Source organism: Alitabrizicola rongguiensis (genome assembly GCF_021491355.1).
Classification (GTDB): domain Bacteria; phylum Pseudomonadota; class Alphaproteobacteria; order Rhodobacterales; family Rhodobacteraceae; genus Aliitabrizicola; species Aliitabrizicola rongguiensis.
This window is the reverse complement of record NZ_JAKENF010000005.1, coordinates 59,299-83,959: the sequence shown is the minus strand read 5'-3', so window position 1 is coordinate 83,959 and position 24,661 is coordinate 59,299. Positions and strand designations below refer to the sequence as shown.

At 64.8% G+C, this 24,661-nt stretch carries 22 protein-coding genes; 7 read left to right on the top strand and 15 right to left on the bottom strand.

Features of this window, described 5'->3' with window-relative positions:
* Positions 1-9: 9 nt before the first annotated feature.
* Complete coding sequence (locus L0V05_RS18715) at positions 10-663, bottom strand: VPLPA-CTERM sorting domain-containing protein (protein ID WP_234873021.1); 654 nt, start codon at positions 661-663, stop codon at positions 10-12.
* 342 nt (positions 664-1,005) lie between these two features.
* Here L0V05_RS18715 and L0V05_RS18710 point away from each other — a divergent pair, with 342 nt between their 5' ends.
* Positions 1,006-1,779 (top strand): metallophosphoesterase family protein, encoded by a 774-nt coding sequence (locus tag L0V05_RS18710; protein WP_234873020.1) that lies wholly within the window; start codon positions 1,006-1,008, stop codon positions 1,777-1,779.
* Here L0V05_RS18710 and L0V05_RS18705 read toward each other — a convergent pair.
* On the bottom strand, positions 1,776-2,261 hold the full coding sequence (locus L0V05_RS18705; protein ID WP_234873019.1) for a Crp/Fnr family transcriptional regulator: 486 nt from the start codon (positions 2,259-2,261) through the stop codon (positions 1,776-1,778). The genes L0V05_RS18710 and L0V05_RS18705 overlap by 4 nt on opposite strands.
* 262 nt (positions 2,262-2,523) lie before the next feature.
* Between L0V05_RS18705 and L0V05_RS18700 the strand changes: the two genes are divergently transcribed.
* Entirely contained in the window at positions 2,524-3,633 is a 1,110-nt protein-coding gene (locus L0V05_RS18700; protein ID WP_234873018.1) for an alpha/beta hydrolase, read from the top strand.
* A 3-nt stretch (positions 3,634-3,636) separates the two neighbouring features.
* Here L0V05_RS18700 and L0V05_RS18695 read toward each other — a convergent pair whose 3' ends face one another.
* Positions 3,637-4,107, bottom strand: coding sequence for a hypothetical protein (locus L0V05_RS18695; RefSeq protein WP_234873017.1), 471 nt, complete (start codon positions 4,105-4,107; stop codon positions 3,637-3,639).
* Positions 4,108-4,308: 201 nt separating this feature from the next.
* On the opposite strand from L0V05_RS18695, the gene L0V05_RS18690 reads away from it, so the two are divergent.
* Together L0V05_RS18690 and L0V05_RS18685 are read left to right on the top strand one after the other, a co-directional pair.
* Positions 4,309-5,094, top strand: coding sequence for a ThuA domain-containing protein (locus L0V05_RS18690; protein WP_234873016.1), 786 nt, complete (start codon positions 4,309-4,311; stop codon positions 5,092-5,094).
* A 4-nt stretch (positions 5,095-5,098) separates the two neighbouring features.
* Positions 5,099-6,157 (top strand): Gfo/Idh/MocA family protein, encoded by a 1,059-nt coding sequence (locus L0V05_RS18685; RefSeq protein ID WP_234873015.1) that lies wholly within the window; start codon positions 5,099-5,101, stop codon positions 6,155-6,157.
* A 2-nt stretch (positions 6,158-6,159) separates the two neighbouring features.
* Here L0V05_RS18685 and L0V05_RS18680 read toward each other — a convergent pair whose 3' ends face one another.
* The 8 genes from L0V05_RS18680 to L0V05_RS18645 form a co-directional block, all read right to left on the bottom strand.
* Positions 6,160-6,762 carry a DUF502 domain-containing protein gene (locus L0V05_RS18680; RefSeq protein WP_234873014.1) on the bottom strand — a complete coding sequence of 201 codons (603 nt, stop codon included), beginning with the start codon at positions 6,760-6,762 and terminating at the stop codon, positions 6,160-6,162.
* An 85-nt stretch (positions 6,763-6,847) separates the two neighbouring features.
* On the bottom strand, positions 6,848-7,996 hold the full coding sequence (locus tag L0V05_RS18675) for an iron-containing alcohol dehydrogenase (protein ID WP_234873013.1): 1,149 nt from the start codon (positions 7,994-7,996) through the stop codon (positions 6,848-6,850).
* Positions 7,993-9,582 carry a CRTAC1 family protein gene (locus tag L0V05_RS18670; protein WP_234873012.1) on the bottom strand — a complete coding sequence of 530 codons (1,590 nt, stop codon included), beginning with the start codon at positions 9,580-9,582 and terminating at the stop codon, positions 7,993-7,995. The genes L0V05_RS18675 and L0V05_RS18670 overlap by 4 nt, the downstream gene beginning before the upstream one ends.
* Positions 9,579-10,913, bottom strand: a complete 1,335-nt coding sequence (locus L0V05_RS18665; RefSeq protein ID WP_234873011.1) for a vanadium-dependent haloperoxidase — start codon at positions 10,911-10,913, stop codon at positions 9,579-9,581. The genes L0V05_RS18670 and L0V05_RS18665 overlap by 4 nt, the downstream gene beginning before the upstream one ends.
* A 97-nt stretch (positions 10,914-11,010) precedes the next feature.
* Positions 11,011-11,796: an ABC transporter permease gene (locus L0V05_RS18660; RefSeq protein ID WP_234873010.1), complete on the bottom strand. Its 786-nt coding sequence runs from the start codon at positions 11,794-11,796 to the stop codon at positions 11,011-11,013.
* Between the two features lie 12 nt (positions 11,797-11,808).
* Positions 11,809-12,693 carry an ABC transporter permease gene (locus tag L0V05_RS18655; protein WP_234873009.1) on the bottom strand — a complete coding sequence of 295 codons (885 nt, stop codon included), beginning with the start codon at positions 12,691-12,693 and terminating at the stop codon, positions 11,809-11,811.
* Positions 12,690-13,787, bottom strand: a complete 1,098-nt coding sequence (locus tag L0V05_RS18650) for an ABC transporter ATP-binding protein (RefSeq protein ID WP_234873008.1) — start codon at positions 13,785-13,787, stop codon at positions 12,690-12,692. The genes L0V05_RS18655 and L0V05_RS18650 overlap by 4 nt, the downstream gene beginning before the upstream one ends.
* Positions 13,788-13,900: 113 nt before the next feature.
* Positions 13,901-15,016 (bottom strand): extracellular solute-binding protein, encoded by a 1,116-nt coding sequence (locus L0V05_RS18645; RefSeq protein ID WP_234873007.1) that lies wholly within the window; start codon positions 15,014-15,016, stop codon positions 13,901-13,903.
* Positions 15,017-15,359: 343 nt separating this feature from the next.
* Here L0V05_RS18645 and L0V05_RS18640 point away from each other — a divergent pair, with 343 nt between their 5' ends.
* Positions 15,360-16,466, top strand: coding sequence for a mandelate racemase/muconate lactonizing enzyme family protein (locus L0V05_RS18640; RefSeq protein ID WP_234873006.1), 1,107 nt, complete (start codon positions 15,360-15,362; stop codon positions 16,464-16,466).
* Here the strand turns inward: L0V05_RS18640 and L0V05_RS18635 are convergent, their stop codons facing one another.
* Positions 16,467-17,333 (bottom strand): LysR family transcriptional regulator, encoded by an 867-nt coding sequence (locus L0V05_RS18635; RefSeq protein ID WP_234873005.1) that lies wholly within the window; start codon positions 17,331-17,333, stop codon positions 16,467-16,469.
* Positions 17,334-17,432: 99 nt separating this feature from the next.
* Between L0V05_RS18635 and glyA the strand changes: the two genes are divergently transcribed.
* Together glyA and L0V05_RS18625 are read left to right on the top strand one after the other, a co-directional pair.
* Positions 17,433-18,755, top strand: coding sequence for a serine hydroxymethyltransferase (gene glyA, locus L0V05_RS18630; RefSeq protein ID WP_234873004.1), 1,323 nt, complete (start codon positions 17,433-17,435; stop codon positions 18,753-18,755).
* Positions 18,756-18,941: 186 nt separating this feature from the next.
* Entirely contained in the window at positions 18,942-22,136 is a 3,195-nt protein-coding gene (locus tag L0V05_RS18625) for a VWA domain-containing protein (protein ID WP_234873003.1), read from the top strand.
* Positions 22,137-22,297: 161 nt separating this feature from the next.
* Here L0V05_RS18625 and L0V05_RS18620 read toward each other — a convergent pair whose 3' ends face one another.
* The 3 genes from L0V05_RS18620 to phnL are packed head-to-tail and all read right to left on the bottom strand — an operon-like array spanning position 22,298 to position 24,659.
* Complete coding sequence (locus L0V05_RS18620) at positions 22,298-23,437, bottom strand: alpha-D-ribose 1-methylphosphonate 5-triphosphate diphosphatase (protein ID WP_234873002.1); 1,140 nt, start codon at positions 23,435-23,437, stop codon at positions 22,298-22,300.
* Positions 23,434-23,982 carry a phosphonate metabolism protein/1,5-bisphosphokinase (PRPP-forming) PhnN gene (gene phnN / locus L0V05_RS18615; protein ID WP_234873001.1) on the bottom strand — a complete coding sequence of 183 codons (549 nt, stop codon included), beginning with the start codon at positions 23,980-23,982 and terminating at the stop codon, positions 23,434-23,436. Before phnN ends, L0V05_RS18620 begins: the two co-directional genes overlap by 4 nt.
* Positions 23,979-24,659, bottom strand: a complete 681-nt coding sequence (gene phnL / locus L0V05_RS18610) for a phosphonate C-P lyase system protein PhnL (protein WP_234873000.1) — start codon at positions 24,657-24,659, stop codon at positions 23,979-23,981. Before phnL ends, phnN begins: the two co-directional genes overlap by 4 nt.
* Between the last annotated feature and the right edge of the window lie 2 nt (positions 24,660-24,661).

Genomic DNA, 24,661 nt, shown 5'->3' with positions numbered 1-24,661 from the left:
TGTGCAGTCTTATGCCGAACTGCCGCCGAAGCGGCGGCGCAATACGGCTATCGCGCCCAGGGCTCCGACCAGAAGCGCGGCAGATGCCGGCAGCGGCACGGGAGCGGGTTCGGGATCCGGCTTCACGACCGGATCGGGATCCTTTTTGCCGTGGTTGATCGTATCGACGGTAAAGGTGTATTTGCCCTTCGCGGCGATCGTGATCGAAGTGAAGGGCGTTGACGAGGTGAAGCCCAGAAACTGCCCCGTCGCCTTGCCGGGGAATGGCGAGAAGACGCTGCCGTAGGATTCGCCTGTGTTCGTCGTGCCCACGAAGGAATTGGCAAGCGTCGACCAGCTGTTGATGTCGATCCCGAAGGCCGTGATGGCGGTGGCAAAGGTAATGGTAAGGGTCTGGTGCGGAAGAAAATACTCCAGCGCACCGCCGCCGAGTGAACCAACGCCGGTCGAGGCACGGAACTTGTGCGTGACAACCACCTTTCCGGCTGTGGAAGAAAACTTGAGCGTCGGCGTTCCGGAGATCGGCCCGACTTCGAGGGAGTCGAACGTCTCCCGTTGCATCACGCCGTCGGAGACCTCTGCCGCGAACTGAGTCCGATCAAGGCCAGAAATCGTGCTGGCCGAACCGGCGCTGACAGCAACGGTGACGGCGAGGGCCGCCATGCTGAGCAATCTGGTAATTGATGCGACCGACACCGATACAGGCTCCACAACCAAGGTTCACAAAACGGACAGAGGCAGGCCGTCATTTCGCCCAACTCTTGCCACAATATCGATGCGAATACCTCCTGCCACAATGATTCCCTAGGAAAAAATTCGATTGTTTTCAAAGGAGAAACGGATTGGGCCGCCCAAGGCCTCTCAAGGGATCGGCCTCCACTCCAAAGCCCAAGATTTGGGCGCAACGGCCAAAATACCGGCAATCGATGCATCAGCTAGCGGCAAGGCTGGAATTCGAATGTGCGAATCTCGACAGCGCAGATCGTCCGCAACTAGGCTGCGGCAATGAAGATCCTGATCGTCGCCGACATCCATTATTCGCTGAAGCAGTACGACTGGGTGCTGGCGATGGCGCCGCGCTTCGACCTTGTCATCCTGGCTGGGGACCTTCTGGAAATCTCGTCCAGCGTCGAACGGCGTGCCCAGATGGTGGTGGTCAAGACTTATCTGGAGCACCTGGCCGAAACCACCAGGACGATCGTCTGCTCGGGCAACCACGACCTCGACGTTGTGGATGACAACGGCGAGCAGATTGCGGACTGGATGCGCGACCTCGACCTGCTTGGCGTGATCGGCGACAGTACGACCCTGCGGCTCGGTGACACTCTGGTGACCGTGTGTCCATGGTGGGACGGTCCTTCGACGCAGGATGCGATCGCGGCGCAACTGGCCGCGACCGCCCCTGAACCGCGCGACCGCTGGATCTGGGTCTACCACGCCCCTCCCGCCGAAAGTCCGGTGAGTTGGGACGGGAAGCGCCACTATGGCGATACCGAACTGCGCCGCTGGATAGAGAAATATCAGCCTGACTTCGTCTTCTCAGGCCATGTCCACAACTCGCCTTTCATCAGCGGCGGATCCTGGGCCGACCGGATAGGCAAGACCTGGGTCTTCAACTCCGGCAAGCAGATCGGCGAGGTGCCAGCGCACATCATCCTCGATCTGGATGCCGAAACCGCGTGGTGGTTCTCGATCTACGGGGCAGAAACGATCCCGCTCGATGCCCCGATCAGTCGGCCATTCCCTGCAATCACCTCGGTTCCCGACTGGATGCGCTAAAGGCGCGGGTCGGATTTCTCGGGCGTCTTCGCGGTGGTTTTGGCGGCCTGCTGGTTCAGAAGCGAGCCGATGATGCGATCGACCATGCCGAAATGATCCGTCTTGTTCTCGAACTGAGCCTTCACATCGGCGAGATAGGTCGTCGTGTCATGCAACCGCTGCGCAAGCAGGCGCGCCGTATGCAGCGCAACTTCGGGTGTCGAGGCAAGGAAGGCGCCTCCATCCTCCACCTGCCGCACCTTCACCTCGGTTTCGGCGACAACCGTCGCCGTCGCGGGCATCTCGAGAAGGATCGACATTTCGCCGAACAGCGCGCCGGGGGTGCGAACGCGGGTAACGCGGACATTGCCCTTCATCACCACAACGGTTCCCTCGAGCAGGACGAAGATGCGGCCTTCGCTGCTGCCTTCACGAATCAGGATCTCGCCCGGCGGATAAGTCGCTTCCGGCAGGTAGGCGCAGACTTCGAGAACGGATTTCATTACGGTTTTCCGACAGTTTTCGGACAAAGCCTCGCATCGGCGAAGGACTGTGACAAGTCTGCATAGCCGTATGGCGGCAAATCCCCGGCCGGAACGCCGCCATCGCCATGTTTTTCGGCAAGATCACCCAGTCCGGCCACAAACTCCCGCCCGGGTGGCTCGATTGGTCGCGCCGGGACTTCACCACGCGCGCCTCTCTGCGCGTGCAGTAGGCGGAATTCCACGCTAGCCTTCTGCCAATTGCCGCTTCTCGAGTCACCTCATGCTGCTTGGCCGCCTTCTTCCCCTCTTGCTCGGAGCCGCCCTTGTCCTGACAGGCTGCGGCCAGCGCGGCCAGATCGTGACAGATCCCGCCGCCGCGACGGTGGCCAAGCAGGAGCGGATCATCGTGGCCACAGATCGCGCCTGGATCGGTCCGACGCAGTTCTTTGGCTCGCAGCGGGCGACTTCGACGAACTACGCCCTGTTCGAGGTGTCCGTTCCGCCGAAACGAAAGGTTGGGACCATCAAGTACCCCAATCCGCAATACCCCAACCCGCAGACACAGTTCATGGTCAGTTCGTCGGAACGGCTGGGATCGGAGGCCGAATTCGTCGCCGCGATCAACGACGATCTTCAGCGGAAAAAGGTCAAGGCGGCTTCGATGTTCATCCATGGGTTCAACACCGACTTCGCCGAGGGCCTTTATCGGGAAGCACAGCTGATCCACGACGTGGGCAGCATCACCGTGCCGGTCCACTATTCCTGGCCATCTCTGGCCAAGGCAGACGGCTATCTTGGCGATCTCGACAACGTCCTGTATTCACGGCCGTTTCTGCAACGCACGATCGAGACCATGGCACGGAGCGACGCAGACAGTCTCTATCTTGTCGCGCATTCGATGGGAACATTCCTTCTCGTCGACACGCTCCGCACCATGGCCATGACCGAACCGGATTCGGTCTTCTCCAAGATCGCGGGGGTCGTTCTGATATCGGCGGATATCGATGTCGGCATCTTCAAGGAGATTGCCCCCCTCATCACCGGACGGGGCGTTCCGATCTTCCTCTTGATCTCGGATCGCGACAAGGCGCTCGCCATCTCTGCCAAGCTGCGCGGCCAGCGTGACCGTCTGGGCTCGATCCGCAGCACGGCGGAATTGGGCAACCTCAATCGCGTCTATGTCATCAACGCGACCGATCTGAAGGGCGGCGGTGCGCTCGACCATTTCAGCGAAGCGGAGTCGCCTGCGCTTCTGGACTACCTGCACCGCATGGACGCAGCCGGCATTGCGGGTCTCGATCAACTTGCATCGAACAGCTTGCAAGGAGGCGTCGAACTTGCGCAGGCCGGGGCGCGGCTGATCCTGTCACCACTGACCGGCGCGCCATAGAGGTCAGGGCGTTCCGCCGCCAAGGCCCAAGGCGCAGGGCTCCGAGACCCGGTCCAAGTTGCGCCGCAGGCAGGCCAGGGCGCCGGTTTCGGTGCCTTTGACCACGTTCGGGCAAAGCTTGATGAGATCGTCGGCACAAAGAAAGCCCAGTTGCGAGGGCGCGACCGTTGCACGGGGCGCGGCGGCAGGGTCTACGGGGACAGTGGCCGTCGCGCCGGGAGGGTTGACGGTCAACTTCGGATGGGTGTCGAGCGGTACTGTCGGTGCCCCCGCCGCCTGACGGCAGGCCGGCGACAGGACTGCCCCCTGACGATCAAGGCAGGCCTGCAACCCTGGCCCACCCGCCGAAACGCCCGGGCAGACGCGGCTGTATTGCAGGGCGCAGCCACTCCCCGTTTGGGAAAAGCTTGCTGTGGCCGCGGAAACCGCCGCCAAGGCAGACAGGATGAACAGCGGAATTCGGGGGATGGCCATGCCTGAACCTCTGTGCGTTTGCCGAGAATAGAAGCCTGCGCAGCAGGCGCAATCGGTCGATGTGTCACAATGGGGTGGGTCATCCGACACCGCTGAATATCTCGGGCCGAACCACCCCTGTCGCTCGCCAGCGTTTGCGATAACATCAACCCTGATCACGGGCCCCGGCGCCCATGCCCACAGAATCAAGAGGAATACAGGATGGTCATCCGTGTCACCGTCTTCGGCGAAAATGTCCACGAGCAGAAGAACCGGATTGTCGCCGGCATCTATCCCGAGGGGATGCACAGCACCATCGCCCAGGCGATCAATGCCGATCCGGACTGCCGCGCGGTCACCGTCACCCTTCAGGAACCGGAACATGGCCTGACAGCCGAGAAACTCGCCCAGACCGATGTCCTGATTTGGTGGGGCCACGCCGCCCATGGCGACGTGCAGGATCACGTGGTCGACCGGGTCTGCGACGCCGTATGGTCGGGCATGGGCATGATCTTCCTGCATTCCGCCCATTTCTCCAAGCCGTTCAAACGGTTGATGGGCACACCCTGCAACCTGACCTGGCGCGAGGCCGGGGAACGCGAACGCCTGTGGCTAACCAGCCGCAACCACCCCATCGCCGCCGGCCTGCCCGACCATTTCGAACTCGAGAATGAAGAGATGTACGGCGAACCCTTCGGTGTGCCCGAGCCGATGGAGACGGTCTTCGTCAGCTGGTTCCAGGGTGGCGAAGTCTTCCGCTCGGGGCTCACCTACAAGCGCGGGGCGGGCAATGTCTTCTATTTCCGTCCCGGCCATGAGACCTACCCGACCTTCCATGACGCCAATGTGCAGCGGGTGATCCGCAACGCGGTCAAATGGGCCTACAATCCGGCGGCGCGCATTGCCGACCCGAACGATGCACCGAACGTGCCGGTCGAGACGGCCCCCGAAAGGATCGAGGAACGTGGCCCCCGCCTGCACCACGACGGCGAACAGGGGTTCCGGTAAGCGCATGGCCCAACCCGTCCGCCTTCTGATCCTCGGCACCGGCGGCATGGCCCGCAACCATGCCGAAGCCTTTGCCGCAATGCCCGACGTCAGTCTCGTCGCAGGGATCGACACGCGTCCCGAACCGCTCGCCGACTTCTGCGACATGCATCACATCCCCAACCGGTTTTCGTCGGTGGATCAGGCGCTGGACTGGGGCGAGTTCGATGCGGTGACCAATGTCACCCCCGACGCGGCGCATTACCCGACGACCATGCCGTTCCTCGCCGCGAAGAAGCATGTGCTCTGTGAGAAGCCGCTCGCGACCAGTTCCGCCGATGCAGAGGCGATGACGGCCGCTGCGCAGGCGGCGGGCGTCGTGAACATGGTCAACCTCAGCTATCGCAACGTCGCGGCGCTTCAGCAGGCGGCAAGGATGGTAGCCGAGGGTGCGATCGGCACGGTCCGGCATTTCGAGGCGAGCTATCTGCAAAGCTGGCTGACCCAGCCCGCCTGGGGCGACTGGCGAACGGAAAGCCAGTGGCTCTGGCGGCTGTCGACCAGGCACGGATCCAAGGGCGTTCTGGGTGACGTGGGCATCCATATCCTCGACTTCGCGACCTTTGTCGCAGGGCAGCCGGTGGCCGAGGTGTCCTGCCTGCTCCAGACCTTCGACAAGGCGCCGGGGGGTCAGATCGGGGACTATGTGCTTGATGCGAATGACAGCGCCACGATGCAGGTGCGGCTTTCCAACGGGGCGCTAGGCACCGTGGCGGCGACCCGTTTCGCCACCGGCCACATGAACGACCTGCGGCTTCGGATCTACGGCGACAAGGGTGGGCTTGAGGTCGGGTTCGAGAACTGGGCCAGCCGCCTGCGCGCCTGCCTCGGGGAGGACATCGCAACCGCTACCTGGACCGAGGTCGAGACGCCGGTCCTGCCCTCCATCTACGAGCGCTTCATTGCGGCGATCCGCGGCGAAGGCAAGGCCGAGCCAGACTTCGCCAGAGGCGCCGAGCTTCAGCGCCTGCTCGACCGGGCCGAGCAATCGGCAGCCAAGGGTGGGTGTAGCCTGCCCGTCTAGGGTCAGCTGCGGCGGTTCAGGGCGATCAGCCCGCCCCCGAGCCGCCGCAGGCCCATCATCACATCGCCAGGCGTCAGGTCGGTGTGGATGAGCCGGTCCTCATCGACAAGGGCAACGCTTCCGCTCAGCGCCGAGGGTGCTCCGGGCAGATAAATCACGGCCTTGCCCTTCCGCCCGCGCTCGATGACAAAGGCGATGGCCTCGTAATCATCAAATCGGACCAGCGCGACCTCCAGATCGGCGCTGGCGCTGCCGACAAGCCGCATGGGTCCGCCGGTCCAGTCGGCCGCCATCTGCGCGAAGATCGTGTAAAGCGGGACACGGGCAAGGATCGCCTCTTCCATCCAGCGAAAGACGCGCCGTCCCACCTCGGTCTGAACGAAGGCACCGGCTAGAAAGGCAACCACCAGCAGGAAGAGTGCCGCGAACAGGGCAGGAAGCAGGTTGCCGGTCTGGTTCGGGAAAAGCAGGTCATGCGCCATCTGCCCGAAGGTCCGGGCATAGGCAAAGAGGCGCATGCCGACCACGACGACAATGCCGATCGGCAACAAGAGCAGGACGCCCCCGATCAGCGTTGCCAGCAGAAACCGCACGAGCTTGCGCATTCTTCAACCCCCGGCCCCGATACAAGGGCTGCATGCAAGCTCTAGGCAGCGCGGCATTCCCGGCGCAAGGCGGATCAGTCTGGCTTCAACCGATCCGCGCTTCGTGCTGCAGGATCGCAACCAGATCGGCGACGCCCAGCGCCGCCGGATTGCCCTTCATGGACGAGGACGACTGCGCAGCCTCTGCCACGGCTTCGAACCGGTCAGGCGCCAGGCCAAAGGCGCGCAGTGGGGCCAGCCGTTGAGCGGCAACCCAGTCGCACAGGCTCTCAGGCGCATCCTTGGCCCGCCCCCCCAGCACGGAGGCAAGCACGGCAAAGACCAGGTCCAGGCGCTCGGCCATTGGCCCGCCGACCCTGTCCCTGTTCGCCCGCAGCACCGGTCCGATCAGTCGCCCGCAGATCAGCCCATGCGGCGCCGGGATGATCCCACCCAAGACTCCGGCAAAGCCGTGAACTGCGCCAAGACCACCGTTGCTGAGCGCCAGTCCGCCGCACAGGCTAACCCAAGAAAGCGCATCACGGGCCGCCTGATCTTCACCCTCCATCAGCCGGGCCAGCGCCGCGATCCCCTGTTTGATCGCCGGCAGCGAAAGTGCGTCGGTATAGGGCGTTGCCTTCAGCGAGACATAGGGTTCGATCACCTGCACAACCGCATCAAGGCCCGAGGCCAGCGTCACACGATGCGGCGCGCCGTCGGTCAGCGCAGGATCGACGATGGCCAGCCGCGCCACCATCCGGTCGTCGCGAAGCGAGACCTTCCGCCCATGCTCCGGCAACCCGATCACCGCATTGCGCGTCACCTCGGACCCGGTGCCCGACGTCGTGGGAAGCGCGATAAAGGGTAAGGGCGGCGTGCCAAGTGGCAGGCCCTTGCCCACCACCTCCAGGTGGTCGAGCGCCGGCGTGACCGAGGGCACGAGCGCCGCCAGCGCCTTCCCGAAGTCAAGCACAGCCCCGCCGCCGATCGCCGCGACCCAGTCAGGGCGGAAGCCCCGCGCGGCCTCCGTCGCCTCCAGCACCCCTGCCAGGACGGGCTCGGCTCGGCAGGCGAGCGTCATCACTTCGGCACCGGTCCCGCGCAGCCCCTCGACCAGCCAGGCCGCCCGCGAAGCCGAAGCCCCATGCACCACCAGGCCGCGGCTGCCGAAGGTCCGGATGAGGTCAGGCGCCTTCGCCGCCTCGCCGCGCCCGAACAGGATGCGGGGCGGGGTCAGGACCGCAAAAGTCTTCATGGGGTCCATTCCTGCGCACCCTTGTCCCGGTCGATAACATAGAGGGTGTCCGCCGCAACCTGCTCCCAGTCGCCGGCCACGCCATCGGGCCAGATCACCCGCACCTCGGCCTGATCGACCGGCCCGAGTCCGGCATGCCACCAGCCAGTCACGCCGCTTGCATGACCGCCGCCAGCGGTCAGTTCCCGCCGCTGCACCCGGTCGCCTGTCCGGACCTCGACCCATCCACCTACTGCATCAGGATTTGCACCCGCCTGCACCGGCTTCAACCCCAGCCAATGCCCAGCGCCGATGGTGGTGTTGCGCCAGATCTGCGCCGGAGAATGGCGGTTGACGACGACCAGGTCGATCAGCCCATCAAGATTCAGATCCGCCAGCGCCCCGCCACGCGACACCGCCATGCTGGCGACGCCGGCCTTGTCGCCGACCTCGTGAAACTTGCCCTGGTCATCCATGAGCATCAGGTTGTTGGGGTCGTTCCGAGCGAAATCCGGCATGTCCGAGACATTGCCCTTGGCCACGAACAGATCAGGCCAGCCGTCGTTGTTCACATCCTCGAACTGCGCGTGCCACGCGGTCGAGGGCCTGACGTCGCCCCCGGTATAGGGCCGGTGTGCCGTGGCTCCGCGGGCGAAGGCCACATCGGCAAAGCCGGGCACGGGCTCGCCTTCCTTGAGCGGCGTCGCCAGCGTCTGCAGCTTGTTGTCGGCCATGCTGGCCAGGAAGTAGTCGGGGTATCCGTCGCCCGTCACATCGGCAGAGGCGATGCCCATTCCCCAGATGCGCAGGTACTTCCAGCCCTCGTCCTTGGTGTAGAGGACAGGCGGCTGACCCGGCAGCACCTTCCACATCTGCTCCTGTCCGCCCTTGTAGTACTCCCGGTCGTTTGACACACGCAGCGACGGCGTACCCGACAGGTTCCAGTCGGTGAACAGCATCGACAGCGCGCAGTAGCTTGGCTCCAGCGCAACCGGCGGGGCGAAGCCCGTCCCCCCGACATTCGGACGGTGGAGCCAATTGGCGGTGCAGCTTCCCCAGGGAAAGGCATCCTGCGTCCGATCGATATAGTTGCCGATGGCAATCGTGGGCCAGGAGTTGCCCTTCTCCCAGGTTGCGGCCAGCGCGGTTGACCAGGCGTCGCCGCCGTCGAAGCCCCAGGCGCTGTTGGCGGGGGTGAAGCGGCACTGCCCTTCGCCCCTCATGACCAGGTTCTCGCCGACCCGCAGCAGGACGAGGTCCATGATCCCGTCGCTGTCGATATCGAGGGGATAGGCACCCGTCACATGGTCCAGTTCCAGTCCGCTCTCTGTCTTCTCGAAGCGCAGTTGCCCGCCCCGGGCGCTGGCATTGCGCCAGAACCCCGCCTTGCCCTCGCCGCCGGCAAGGAACAGGTCGGGAAACCCGTCGCCCGAACAGTCGAACACTGCCGCGCCACCGCCTACCATGTATTCCCAGTCGCCCGAATAGATGCTGTCGACCCCGGCAGTCGTCGTTTCCTCGGTGAAGGACGGGATCAGTGGCAGGTCGGCGGCGGCCAGTGGCCCGGCAAGCAGCATCGAAGGCAGCGCGACGGCGATAACTCTCATGCCTGTGCGCCCATTTTCAGGGCGACGGCAAATGCCCCGACGCAGCGCCCCTGCTCCAGCCCACGGTCGATTGCCGAACGGAAGTGGATGCCGCCGTAAAGGCGCGAGATCCCCGCCTCGTCAGCCGCCGCCCAGAAGCTCGGATAGGATCGCGACGGCAAGCCATCATCTTCGTGGCTGGTATCGGTGAAGGCGAAGTTGTTCCCCCAGATTGCGGTCAACACCCTGGCTGCCGCGCCTGATTGCGTGCTGTGGCCCGATGGATATTCCGGGAAAGGCGGCGTGATGAGCAGAGGCTCCCAGGTCTTGTCGATGACCTTCTTGATGTAGGTGACTGGCCGGACAAGGTCGTACTCATACTTGGATTGCCAGCAGGCAATGAAGGCATCGGCAACCGTGATCCCCAGCCGGGCCATCACCTCGGCCCGCCGCCTGGCAGGGGCATTCTCGATCTCGAGCTGCTCAAGCGCGATCTGGTTCCAATGGCCGGGCGGTGTGGTCGACAGCATCGGGTCGTCGGACCAGAAGCGCGCAATCGCCGTCTGTTCCGGGGTCAGATTGCGGACCGTCTCATAGACCTCCAAGGCCTCGGCGTAGAACTCTGTCCCCTTTTCCTCACTGTAGGCCGGTGGTGGCGGCAGCGTGCAGGCCGTGGGCGACGGCATGGCAAAGGGCCGGTTCGTGCCCCAGTTCGGCAGAAGCGGCGCCTGCTGCTGCGCGATCGTGCTGGTCGGACGCCAGTGTCCGGGGTCGCGGCTAGGTTCATAGTCAAGGGGAAAACCCATGTTCTCGATGACCGCACCGCCATCGTCCTGTGACCAGGCAACGATGTGGTCGACAACCGCCCTGCCCTGCGCCGCGCTGCGTTCGACGACCTCCGGCGACAACCCGGCTGCGACTTTGGCCCCGAGCCTGTCGGTCATCGCCTTCATCGCCCGCTGTCCGGTCGGACCGGTATTGCTGAAGAAGATGCGCACCGCGTCGGCAAAGACCGAATGCAGCAGCACGGCCTCGTCACATTCGGCCAGAGGATCGACCGCAGCGGGAACCGGCTTCAAGCTGTGCAATTGCCCTGCAAGGCTGACCATCGGCGCCTTGCCCTGCGCCAGCGCCTCGTAGACCGAGATACCAAGATAGGCGAAGGCGCGGCTCGCCACCGGCGGCGAATAGGTCGGCGTGTGGCGGACAAGCTCCAGGACCAGACGATACCACGTCGCCATCACTTCTTCCGGCGATGGGCGCTCCGCTTCGGCCCTTGCTGAGCGCGGCAAGAAAGCAGCGACCTGCAAGGCAAGCCCCGCCAGCAACACGTCGCGGCGCGATGGGTCCATGATTGTCCTCCCGTGTCCGCGCATCATGTCGCACGCGGTTTCGCGGGAAGATAAGCATGCCACGCCCGCCACCCGCAAGGGTAGCGGGCAGGTGTCGTCAGCCCCGCCGCGCGACGGCGCGGCGGCGCACCTCGTAGGCGATCGCGCAGAACAGCGTGACGGCGATCAGGATCAGTGCCAGCGCGTTGATCGTCGGGGTAATGCCCGTCCGTACCTTGGAGAACACATAGACCGTAAGCGTGTCATAGGTGCCGCGGGTGAAGAGCGTGACGTTGAAGTTCTCGATCGACTGGAAGAAACCGATCGCCGCTCCCGCCCCGATCGCCGGGTACAGGTGCGGCAACAGGATCCGACGCAGCACCTGCGCATGGCTGGCGCCAAGGTCGAGCGCCGCCTCTTCCAGCCCCCGGTCGAAGCTTTGCAGCCGCGCCAGCACCAGGAGCATCACGAAGGCCGCGATGAACGACACCTGACCCAGCACCGACAGATGCAGGCCGGCCGGAACATTTAGCGTGTTCCAGAACAGCAGTGTCGAGATCCCGATGACCGCGCCGGGGGTCAGGATCGGCGCCACCATCAGCGAATAGAGCACCGTCCGGGTCGAGCCGGCAATCGAGTTGATGAGGATCGCCGCCGCTGTACCGATCGGGATCGAGATCGCCACGACCGCCAGCGCCACCAGGATCGTGTTGCGGAAGGCGACCCACATGCGGGTGTCCTTCCACAACTCGATGAACCAGCGGTCCGTCCAGCCCACCCAGGGGTAGATCGACGGAAAACGCGAGTCGTTGAACGCCGCCCCGCCCATGACCACCAGCGGCAGGATCATATAGATGAGGAACAGCACCATGTAGAGGTGGAAGAGGAAGTTCGATTTGCGCATCTGCCCCTCCCCTTACTTCGCGATGTCGGACAGCTTGACGCGGAACACCCGCATCACGACCGAGACGAACACCGTACACAGGATCAGCAGCAGGAACGCATAGGCCGACCCCGTGTTCCAATCCTGGCTCTCGAACATCCACTGCTGGATGATCTCGGTGAACCAGCGCGACGTGGTCGATGCCAGAAGCGTCGGCACGAGGATGGACCCGGCTGACAACATGAACACCATGACCGCGCCAGAGGCGATGCCAGGTTTCGAATGCGGCAGGATCACCCGCAGGTGCGTGCGCCACCAGGGCGAACCCAGATCCTCGGCCGCCTCGATCTGGTTGGTGTCGAGTGACTGGATCGCGTTGTAGATCGGAAACAGCATGAACAGGACATACGTGTACACAAGCCCGATCACGACGCCACGGAACCCCATGATCCAGCGCACCGGCGCCTCGATGATCCCCAGCCCCAGAAGAGTCGAGTTCAGCGGCCCCTTCAGCGCCAGGATGATGAACCAGGCGAAGCTGCGAAGCACCTCGGAGACCCAGAGCGGGACGAACAGGAGCAGGAAAAGCGTCGGTATGATCCTGTCGGGCGCGATCTTGGACATGTAGTAGGCCAGCGGATAGGCGATGATGAAACAGATCAGCGTCACTAGGCTGGAATAGATGATCGTCCACACGAAGACGTTCATGTGGATCGGACTTTTGAAGAATGTCAGGTAGTTGTTCAGGCTGTAGACATCCTTCGGCCCGCCCATTTCGTTGACCGGCAGGTAGGGCCGGAACGAGTTCTCGAACAGGTAAATGTTCGGAAGGATCACCAGCATCAGCAGCCAGAAGGCCGTCAGAAGGATGAAGATTGCGGTCAGAAGCCCGCCATAGCGATTGAGGAGGTCGCTCATTCGTCGACGTCCTTGGCCGAGATGTCACCGGTCAGAAGTACGGCGTGCTGTCCTTCGAACACGATGTGACGCTTGTCGCCGCGCCCCGGAATGACGGCTGAGCCATCGTTTCGTGCCTCCGAGATGTAGGTCTGCCCCTTGGCATCAACCGAATGGACGCTGATGAAATTGCCTTCGAAGGCTACATCGGTCACCTCGACCGGCACCGAGTTCTCCTTGCCGGCCTCGGTCGACAGCCGCGCATGTTCGGGACGCAGGAAAAGCCGGGCCTTCGCGCCCTTGCTGACACCAGGTCCAAGCCGCGCCGAGAACGTGCCGCTCGGCGTGGCAAAGGAAACAAGACCCCCTTCTTCGCCGGTGATATCGCCGCTCAGGATGTTGTTTTCGCCCACGAAAGAGGCGACGAAACCATTGGCGGGATTATTGTAGATGTCCTGCGGCACGGCGACCTGCTGCAGCTTGCCGTGGCTCATGACGCCCACGCGGTCGGACATGGCCAGCGCCTCGCCCTGGTCGTGGGTGATATAGATGAAGGTCACCTGGGTGCGTTTCTGGATGGCCCGCAGTTCTGCCCGCATGTGCTGGCGGAGTTTCAAGTCCAGAGCGGACAACGGTTCGTCCAGCAGCATCACCGACGGCTCCACCGCAAGCGCACGGGCGATCGCCACCCTCTGCTTCTGTCCGCCCGAAAGCTGGCTCACCCGCTTGTCCGCTGCATCCGGCAGATCGACGAGACGCAGAAGCTCCTCGGCCCGCGCCCGGCGCTTGGCCTTGTCGACGCCGCGCACTTCAAGCCCGAAGGCGATGTTTTCCCAGACAGGCATCAGAGGGAACAGCGCGAGGTTCTGGAAGATCAGCGCCGTCGGGCGCTGGTTCGGTCGCGCGCCTTGCATGTCCTTTCCGCCGATCTTCACCAACCCTTTCGTCGGCTGGATGAAGCCAGAAATCATCCTCAGGATGGTCGTCTTGCCGCAGCCCGACGGACCAAGGAAGGAAAAGAATTCCCCCGGCTGGATATTCACCGACACGTTGTCGACGGCGCGGAAGCTGCCGAATTCCATCGTGACATTATCAAGTTCGACCCCGGCGCTCATCGCGTGTCGCAGCCCCTTTTCCCTGTTGGCGTTGCCAGCCTTGGGCTGGTCTTGGTTTCATTGCAAAACCCGCCGGCGCGCAAAGCGCCGGCGGGTCTGTATGTGCCGCTTTCTCAGGCAGCCTTGAACTTGTCCGCGTATTCGCCGCGCTTGGCGATGAACCACGCTTCCTGGTCCGGCCACCACCACAGCTTCGACAGCGCATCTGCATTGAAGGCGCCGTTGTAGAAGGCGGCCACTGCCGGATCCATCTTGTCGATACCGCCCTTGCCGACCGGGTTTGCCGAGAAGGCGCTGGCCCACATCGACGAACCATCGGCGGTCGACACCCACTTGGCGAATTCATGCGCCTGGTCGATGTTGGTCGCGTTCTTCATCAGAACGAAGCCCTGGTTCCAGGCGAAGGCGCCCTCTTTCGGCGGAACGTAGCTGTAGCCCTGCTCACGCAGGTTGTAGCCGGTCGAATCCCAGCACAGGCCAAGCGTCGCACCGTTGGTCAGGAAGCCAGCCTGAGCTTCGTTCTCGCCCGACCACCACTGGACGATGTTGCCCTTGGCCTTGATCGCCTCGGCCAGAGCGATGTCCCACAGCTCGACCATCGTGGCTTCGTCCTTGTAGCCGTCGAGCCAGGGCTTCGGCAGCTTGCCTTCGGCATCAAGGTAACGCCCCATAGCCGCCAACGCCGAGTGGGCGCGGACGCAGACCTTGCCAGCCTGCTCGGGTGCGAACAGGTCGCCGAGGCTCGCCTTGCCATACTCGGTCGGGAAATCGGCGGTGCTGTGAACCAGCGCCTCGGTGCCCCAAACCGACGGAACGATCATGCGACCGCCGTCGATCGTGGCGCGCTCGCCAGCGGCGCCGTCGGCCAGGCCGGACACGTAGTTGTCCATCGCCAGCTTGGCGGTGTCCCAGGGCTGGAGAAGCCCGTTCTGGTTCCAGCCAGCCACACGGTCGAGTGTCGGCTCGATGATGTCGGTGCCGCCGGTCTGAAGCGCCAGCTTGCCCTGGGCAAAGAACGCGTCCTGGTCGGGCTGCTCGACGAAATTCACCTTGATCCCGGTCGCTTCCGTGAAAGCCGGGAAGACCTTCTCGGCCAGAACCGGATAGCCGGCCCAACCCATGAAATTCACCTCGCCCGACGAGGCGAGCGCGCTGCGCGGGATAATGGCCGGAGCCGCCAGGGCGCCGAGGCCAAGCGCCGTGCCCTTCAGGACTGTACGGCGATTCATCGTAGTTTCGGTCTTCTTCACGAAGGTAACTCCCTTGTTGCGAATTTGCGTGCATCGTCGCCTTTCATGGCGATCTGTGACATGCAGGGCGCGCGTGACAATTCAATGACTGTTGCGGTTTTCCCCCGACGATCCGGTGCCTGATGCAAGGCACCTGCAGAACGCATTCTTCCTTCTGTTTCACGTCTGTCAATCGCGGTCTTCACGCGGCGTCACATCGGGCGCGTTTTCCGACATTCAGCCCCTTGGATTGTTGGGGTGCCAGCCCTAACCTCGCGCCGTCGTGAACCGGCCAAACTCCGCTGCCGGTTGCAGAATCGGTACCCAACAGGCGAATCCACCCATGAAAATCCGCAAGCTTGAAACCTTCTGTACCCCCTTCGTGGGATTCGTTCGCGTGACAACCGACAGCGGCGAGCAGGGCTGGGGTCAGGTCTCGACATACAACGCCGACATCACCTGCGAGATCCTGCACCGGCAGGTGGCTCCCTATGCGCTCGGCTCCGACGCGCTCGACCACTCCGACACGCTGCTGAAGATCAACGAAAAGGAGCACAAGTTCCCCGGCTCCTACCTGCGCCGCGCCACGACCGGTCTCGATACCGCGCTCTGGGACATGCGCGGCAAGCTCGCGGGCAAGCCGGTGGTCGAGCTTCTGGGCGGAACGCCGGGCAAGATCCGCGCCTATGCCAGCTCGATGAAGCGCGACATCACCCCCGAGGCCGAACGCGACCGCTTCCTGAAGCTGCGCGATGAAAAGGGCTTCACCGCCTTCAAGTGGCGCGTGGGGGCCGAGACGGGGCGCGATCAGGACGAATGGCCGGGCCGGACCGAGGCGATCGTGCCCCTCGTTGCCCGCGCCCTCGGTGACGGCATCGACAAGCTCGTGGACGGCAATTCCTGCTACTCCCCCAAGCGCGCCATCGAAGTCGGCCGCCTGCTCGAGGACGAGGGCATCGGCCATTTCGAGGAACCCTGCCCCTATTGGGAATTCGACCAGACCCGCGAGGTGCGCGAGGCGCTCAAGATCGACGTGGCGGGCGGCGAGCAGGATTGCGAGTTCACCGCTTGGAAGACGATGATCGACAGCCATGTCGTCGATATCGTCCAGCCCGACGTGATGTATCTGGGCGGGATCAACCGCACGCTCGCCGTCTGCAGGATGGCCGAGGCGGCCGGCCTACCCGTTACCCCTCATGCCGCGAACCTCGGCCTCGTCACCATGTGCACGATGCACCTGCTGCGCGCGATCCCGAATGCGGGCAAGTATCTGGAATTCTCGATCGAGGGGCTGGACTACTACCCGTGGCAGGACGGGCTGTTCCTTGGCGACCCCTACCGCATCGAGGACGGCCACGCGATCGTCACCGACGCGCCGGGCTGGGGGGTCGAGATCAACCCGGAATGGCTCTACTGTTCGCAATACAAGGCCAGCGAATGGCAGGGCTGATCAGGCGCTCTCCGTCAACCAGCGCATGACCTGCCGCGCGGCCGGACCTGCCGGCGGCGCGGACCACAACCTCAGGCTGCGCCCCGTCGTGGCACGTTCGGCAAAGGGCGCGACCAGCCGCCCTGCGGCCAGATGCCGCGCCACCAGCGCCTCGTGCCCGATCAGCACGCCCGCGCCGTTGACCGCCTCTTCCACCGCCAGAGCGTAAAGCGAATAGGCCGGCCCGCGCGGGGCGATCCCGCCTTCCGGCTGCGCCGCGGCCAGCCACAGCGCCCAATCCTCGGACCATGCCGTGTCTGACAGGCAGGGGACATCCGCCAGATCGGCCACCGAACGGAGCCGCGCCGCGACCGAGGGCGCGCAGACCGGGAAGATCACGTCCTCGGTCAGTGCGGTTCCCTGCGAGCCGCCGAAGAACAGGCAAAGATCGTAAGGCGCGCGCTTCAGGTTCGGCGGCGCCTCCATCGCAGTGATCGAAACCGAGATTTCCGGGGCGATCCGGCGCAGTTCGGGCAGGCGGGGCGACAGCCAGAACTGCGCGATGGCGGGGAGCGTGGCGATATGGACCAGTTGCGGTGCGGCCTCGGCCTGCATGTGGTGGCTTGCCGCCGCAAGATGGTCGAAGGCCTCTGACAGACCGGGCAACACCCTCTGGCCAAGCGCCGTAAGCCGCACCCCCTTCGCGTCTCGCTGGAATAGCACCGCCCCCAGCCGATCCTCCAGCGCCTTGACATGCGCCGTCACCGCGCCGGGAGAGACGCCCAGTTCCTCGGCCGCCGCCGCGAAGCCGCCAAGCCGCGCCGCCGCCTCGAAGGCGCGAAGCGCGGACAGCGAAAGGTCTTTCGGTTTGGGCGGCGCAACGGCCATAATAGACTCAATTTTTCTGACCCTAGATTTTCGCAAATCTGATTTGCCCGCAAGCTCAACCTCGGTTTTCCTGATCCCAAGCCAAGAAGGAGCGCCGCCATGACCACTCTCGTCCCCCGCCCCTGGGTTCCCGACCTGTGCGAAACCCGTGTCCAGTCGATCGCCGGGGAAACGGCCAAGGCGACCGATGCCGCCGTTGATGCCCGGATCGAGGCGCTGATCCGCCGCAACCTCGAAATCCACGACACCGAGTGTTTCAACCTCAACCCCGCGACCAACGTGATGAACCCGAAGGCCGAGGCGGCACTGGCCCGCGGCATCGGCAGCCGCCCCTCGCTCGGCTATACCGGCGACAAGTACGAGATGGGGATGGAGGCCATCGAAGAGATCGAGGTGATCGCCGCCGAACTCGCCGCCGAGGTCTTCGGCGCCACCCATGCCGAAATCCGCGTCGGCTCCGGCGCGCTCGCCAACCTCTACGGCTTCATGGCGCTGGCAAAACCGGGCGACGCGATCATCGCGCCCCCGGCGGCGGTCGGCGGCCATGTGACCCACCATCAGGCGGGCTGTGCGGGGCTTTACGGGCTGACAACCCACCCTGCCCCGGTCAATGCCGATGGCTATACGGTGGACCTCGCCGCGCTCCGCGACCTCGCCCGCAAGGTGAAGCCCCGGATCATCACCATCGGCGGCAGCCTCAACCTCTTCCCCCATCCCGTGCGCGAGATCCGGGCGATTGCGGATGAAGTCGGCGCGAAGGTCCTGTTCGACGCCGCCCATCAATGCGGGATAATCGCGGGTAAGGCCTGGCCAAACCCGCTCGACGAGGGCGCGCATCTCATGACGATGAGCACCTACAAGAGCCTCGGCGGCCCGGCGGGCGGGCTGATCGTGACCAATGACGCCGCGATCGCCGAACGGCTGGATGCCATCGCCTTCCCCGGCCTGACCGCCAATTTCGACGCGGCAAAATCGGCAGCGCTGGCGATAACTCTGCTCGACTGGCGCGCCTATGGGGCGGCCTATGCTGGGGCAATGATCGACCTCGCCCAGGCACTGGCGAAGGAACTCGCCGCCCTCGGCCTGCCAGTCTTCGCCGCTGACCGCGGCGCCACACAATCGCACCAGTTCGCCATCGAGGCCGCGGCCTTCGGCGGCGGTCAGGCCGCCTCCAGGACGCTGCGCCGCGCCGGTTTCCTCGCCTGCGGCATCGGCCTGCCGATCGCCGAGGTGGCAGGCGACATGAACGGCCTACGGATCGGCACCCCCGAACTCGTCCGCCGTGGCGTGACCCCCGCCGACGCCCCGGCACTGGCCGCTCTGATCGCCGAGGGACTGCGCGGCAACCGGCCTGAAGATGTGGCGCCGCGCACAGCGGCGCTGCGCGAGCGCTTCACCGGGCTGCACTACATCCGCGCCTGACCACCACCGGTTGCGTGACACGGCGCCGCAAGGCAACGTGAGAGTCGCGTCAAACCCCTGAAATGCCTTGCGTCTTCCGCGTTGACCTGCGCCGCGGAAGGCGTAGGCTTTTCGTGAAGTCATTTCGTTAAAGCCCTGTCAAACAACGTTTTCCCGCACCAGTCATTCCGACCGGAGGATGTCGCCATGCCTTGTCTCAACCTGTCCAACGGCACTTTTTCGAACGTCACCTTTTCGACCACAAACTTCAACTCCGGGGCGATCACCATCACCCGAACCGCGTCCAGCATTTCGGTAGGTCACTCCTCCTACCCGAATGCTCTTGTCCTGAATGGCGATTTCCGCAGTGCGGTCTTCGGGTCGGGCTTCGTCGCGCTGCTGCGGATCGACGGGGGACCGGGGATTTTCGACCGCTTTCTGTCGATCGTGGACTTTACCGTTTCGGGCAGCACGCCCGGCCTGACCCCCCTTCTGACGCAAAGCAGCGTCTCAAGCGGCACCGGCCTGCCCAGTCTTTCGGCCAGCCCCGGCAATGGCAGCCTCGTCTTCATCTGGGCCCCGACGACGACGGTGAACGAGATGAAGAACTTTGCCATCTGCCGCAGCGACAATGGCGCGGTTGTCCTGTCCGGCCCGAATGTGGTGTCGAACATCAGCAACACGCCCTGGGCCGAAATCACGGCCAGCCAGTTGATCATGCACTATCCGAATTCGGGCTTCAGCAACCAGACGGCCGGGCCGCGCCCCCTGGGCAGCGCCAAGGTCGTCGGCGGGAACGTGGATTTCGGCGAAGCGGTGCTGGGCGCAAGCAACCCGGCGCTCGCCGCCACCACCCGCACGGTCACTCTGAAGAACGAAGGCAGCGACTGCATCACGATCAACGGCGTCGCCAACATTGCCCCCTACTCGCTGACGGCCGCCTCGGTGGCCAAGTTCCCCAAGGTCCTCGCCCCGACCGAGACGATGACCATCGACATCGTCTTTGCGCCCGCCGCGCCGTCGAACAGCATCCAGCGCGACCTGACCATCACCCGCACTCCGGCGAATGGCGACAGCGTCATCTCCTGCAAGGGCAAGGCGCGGGCGGCGGTCGCCTCGATCGCGACATCGGTCAGCGCGCTGGCCTTCGGCACCGTGCCGATCCCGCCCGGCACCGCCAACAAGAACTTCACCGTCACCAACAACGGCGATCTGAACCTCACCATCGCCATCGCCCCTCCGCCAGGCGGGTCGGATTTCACCTGGGCACCGGTTGCCGGGTTGCCCCTGCCGGTCGGGGCAACCACCGCGCCGCAGAACGTGGCCTTCACCACTACGACCGACGGCACCTCGACCCCGCGGGACATCACCGTTACCCCATCTGCCGGCACGCCCCGCACCATCCATTGCACGGGCGCGGGCTGCATCCCGAACGCGGCGATCTCGGTTCAGGTGATTACGCCCCTGACCTTCGGCAAGGTTGAACGCGGCTTCCGTACCGTCCGCTTCATCGATGTCACCAACACCGGCGACGCTGACCTGACCTTCACCGCCCGCATCATCGCGGGGGCAACCCCTGCTCAGGCGGCGAATTTCGGCCTGGTCCTGCCCGAGAACGACATTACCGATGCCCCGGACTCGCGCCCCTATTCGGTCTTGCCCTCCGTCCGGTGTGGCCCCGGAGCAGTAGGCAATCCGGTGCAGCCGGTCGCGGTCAGCTTCTTCGCTGACGGGGCCAACGGTCCCTTCAGCGCGGTCCTGCGCATCGAGGGCCACAACGGGACCAACGAACCAGGCACCAAGACCTGGGATTTCCCCCTCTCTGCCGAAATCATCGATCCGGTCCCGATCGACATCTCACTGGTGCTCGACCGGTCTGGCTCGATGGATGATCCGGCCTGGTCGCGCAACAAGATGGAGGCGGCGCTGTCTGGCGCGAAGCTGCTCGTGCAGATGCTGCGCGACACCGCCCCGGACCGCTGCGCAGTCGTCGGGTTCAACGAACTCCCGCAAACGCACCAGTCCATGGTCGAGGCCGGACCCAACCGTGCCGCGCTGATGGGGGCGCTGGCCAACCCACCCTTTGCCCCAACCGGCATGACCAATATTGCCGGGGGCGCGATCCTTGGCATGGAACAGCTCGCGACGGCCCATCCCGCCAACCCGCCACAATTGAAGAAGGCGATGGTGGTCCTGACCGACGGGATGGAAAACCGCTGCTTCCAGAAAGGCGGAAGCGGCCCGTGGCTGTCACTCTCTGGGGCGGATGCGGCCGACGGCATGCGCCGGCCCGACAACACCCCGCAGGACAGTGATCCGCTGGCTATCACCGACAAGACCTATGCCATCGGTATCGGCCAGCCCGGACAGATCAGCTCGGGCGTGTTGACCGCCATCGCGACGGCGACGGGGGCCAGCTATCAGGGCGCGCAGGATCTGACCGGCAAGAACTGGTTCCTGCTGGAGAAATACTTCACCCAGATCTTCATGGAGACGGCAGGTCTGTCGCAGATTTCCGATCCGTTCTACACGATCTCGCCCGGCGACAAGCATCCGCACCAGTTCAACGTCCTGCCGGGCGACGTGAATGCGATGGTTGTCGTCTATGACATGCCCGGCCATCGCCTGCCCTTCCATATTGAAAGCCCGAAGGGCGAGATCCTGTCGGGCAACTCTCTGCCGCCCGGCTTTGCTGTGCGCTACCGGTCGACTCCTACGGCGCGCTTCGTCGAGTTCTTCTTCCCCAACAAGGAACCCGACCGCTATGTCGGCCTCTGGACCGTCTGGGTGCATCACGACGGCTATGTCTGTTCGGGCGAAGTGGATGGGCGCGAGGGAGGCAGTACCGGAAACGGCTTCCTGCCCAAGCGCTGCTTCAAGCTGAAGGATCCCGTTGACTACGGCATCGCCATCGGCGCGGGTTCGAACCTGCGGCTGCAGCCCTATGTCGATCCGGCGAACAAATACATCGGCGATCCGATCCGGCTGAATGCGGTGCTGAGCGAGGCCGACCTGCCGGTCAGGGGCGCCACGGTGAAGGTGCGCGTCGAGGCGCCGAACGGGCAGGTCAGCCTGCTGACGCTGATCGACGATGGCACCCATCAGGATGGCCAGGCCGAGGATGGCGACTATGGCGGGACCTTCACCCAGACCTGGGTCGCCGGGAACTACCAGCTGACCTTCATCGCCGACGGCATGCAGGGCAGCCATCCCTTCCACCGCGAGGCGCACCGCACCAAGGCCGTTCTCGACCCGCGCCGCCCACCCGGTGGCGGCGAAGGCGACGGCAAGGAGGAAGGCGGCGGCGGCCGGCCGGGCGGAGACGACTGCTGCAAGGCGCTCATCCGGGCCTTGCGGCGGCAGGAGATGCTGCTGGCCGCCATCGCCAAGCAACGCGGCTGACCGCATCATCCAATGAAAAGACCCGCCGGCAGCGATGCCGGCGGGTTTTCGTCAGAAGTATGATTTGTGCAAATCTGGGATCGAATACTGCAGTGCAGAAACGCGCGCAAGTTCGAAAATCGACAACTGCTAGAGGTGTGATCGCGGCACTCCCGCGTCGCTCAGCCCACCCGCCGCCCCTGGACCCAGGTTCCCCGCAGCGCCGCCGCCTGGCCGATCCGGTGCAGCCGGATCACATCTGCCCGCGCACCGACCTCAAGCCGACCGCGATCGGTCAGTCCCGTCGCTTCGGCCGGCGCGCGTGTCACCGTTGCGATGGCCCGCGCCATGTCGCCCCAGAGATCGCCCAGCATCAACGCCGCCGACAGAAGCGCCGAGGGCACGTAATCCGACGAGACGATGTCGAGAAGCCCCGCCTCGGCCAGCGCCCGCGCCGAGACATTGCCGGAATGCGAGCCGCCCCGGATCAGGTTCGGCGCGCCCATCATCACCTTGATGCCATGGGCATGGCAGGCCGCCGCGGCCTCTACGGTTGTCGGAAACTCGGCGAAATGCACGCCATGTCCGGCCGAGACCGCCACCTGTTGCGCTGTCGTGTCGTCATGGCTCGCCAGCACCGCGCCAAAGCGCCGTGCCGCCGCAACCGCAGCCGCCTCGTGCACCGCCCCGATCCGGGCCGAGACGTCCTGCTGCTCGGCGACATGGGCGGCAAAGGCCGCCTCGCTCATCCCGTGCTTGCCGATCATGTAGTCAGCCAGCTTGCGGATGTCGCGGAACTGGCGCTGGCCCGGGGTATGGTCCATCAGGCTGACAATGCCGACACGGTCATCCGGACCGAAGCTGTTCAGTTCGTCGATGAGCGTCAGCGACACGATCTCGGCCCGCAGATGCAGGAAATGGCTGATCCGCAGGGCATTTTCGGCCCGCAGGGCAAGGATCTCGGTCGCGAGCGCCCGAGCATATTCGCCGTAATTGGTGTTGCTGGTCACGATCGAACCCACCCGCAGCGCATCGAAGACCGTGGTGATGCCGACGCTGGCCAGTTCCGCGTCATGGGCAATGATCGCGGCGGCATGCGGCCAGTCGACCTTGGGCCGCGGCTGGATGTGGCGTTCGAGGTTGTCAGTATGCAACTCGATCAGGCCCGGCGCGACGAGGTCGCCGCCGCAGTCGATCGCGCCCTTCGCGACGGCACCGCCTGAATCGATGGCAGCGATCTTCCCCTCCGCCATCCGCAGACTGCCGCGGATCACTTCGCCAGGCAGAACCAGTGAGGCGTTTGCAAGGATTGTCTCGGTCACAGGACATGCCTCGTTTCGCGCAACGCCGCACAAAGGCGCGCAATCCCGACCTGCGGGGTGGAGTCGTTCCGGATGTCGATCACCGCGCAATCGGGTGGCAGATCATAGCTGGCGCGGGCCAGCCGCGCCTCGATCTCGGCCCGGCTTTCGCGCCCCCGCGCCAGAAGCCGTTCCGCCAGAACCGAGGAGGGTGCCGAGATCCGGATCACCCGCACCTCCGGAAAAGCCGCGCGCGCCGCGGGCAACGCCGCGCGCGAGCCGTTGAACAGGATGTCGCGCCCCTCGGCAAGCCCCGCGATTTCGCTCGTCGGGATGCCGTAGGACAGGCCATGCGCCGTCCAGTGCAATGCAAACTCTCCGGCCGCGCGACGCCGCTCGAACTCTTCGACCGTGACGCCTTCGAAGGGCTCTCCGCCAGCCGAGGCCGGACGGGTGATGACCCGCTTCGCCCAGTGCAGGCGGGGATCGGCGGCGACTGCCCCGGCCAGCAACGTGTCCTTGCCGACGCCAGACGGTCCGACGATGGCGAAGATGCGCCCGCTCATGCCGCGCCCGGGGTGAAGTGTGTGACATCCACCAGCCGGTCGCAGACCCGGACTCGCGCCCCTTCGTCGTGGAAGATGCCCAGGATCGCCGCGCCCCGCGCCTTGGCCTCTCCGATCAACTGCAGCACCACCTCGCGGTTGGCCGCATCGAGGCTTGCCGTCGGCTCGTCGAGCAGCAGCGCCGGATAGGTATGGACGAAGCCGCGCGCGATGTTGACCCGCTGCTGCTCGCCGCCAGAGAAGGTGGTGGGTGACAGGCCCCAAAGCCGCTCGGGGATATTGAGCCGCGCCAGAAGCGCCGCAGCCCGGTCCCGCGCCTCATCCCGGGCGACGCCAAGCACCAGAAGCGGCTCGGCCACCACCTCGATCGTCGGCACCCGTGGCACGACCCGCAGGAACTGACTGACATAGCCAAGCGTCCGGCGCCGAAGCACAATGATCTCGCGTGGCTCGGCCTGCGCCACGTCCAGATCGCCGACACGGATCGACCCGGCTGCGGCGAGGTAGTTGCCATAGACCATCCGCATAAGCGTCGATTTCCCCGCCCCGGACGCACCGGTCAGCCCGACGCATTCCCCCGGCTCAACCGAAAGCGCTGCCCCCGCCATCACCGGGATCACCGCGCCGCCCTGGTTGTGCAGGGTGAAACTCTTCGACAGATCAGACACATGGATCATCG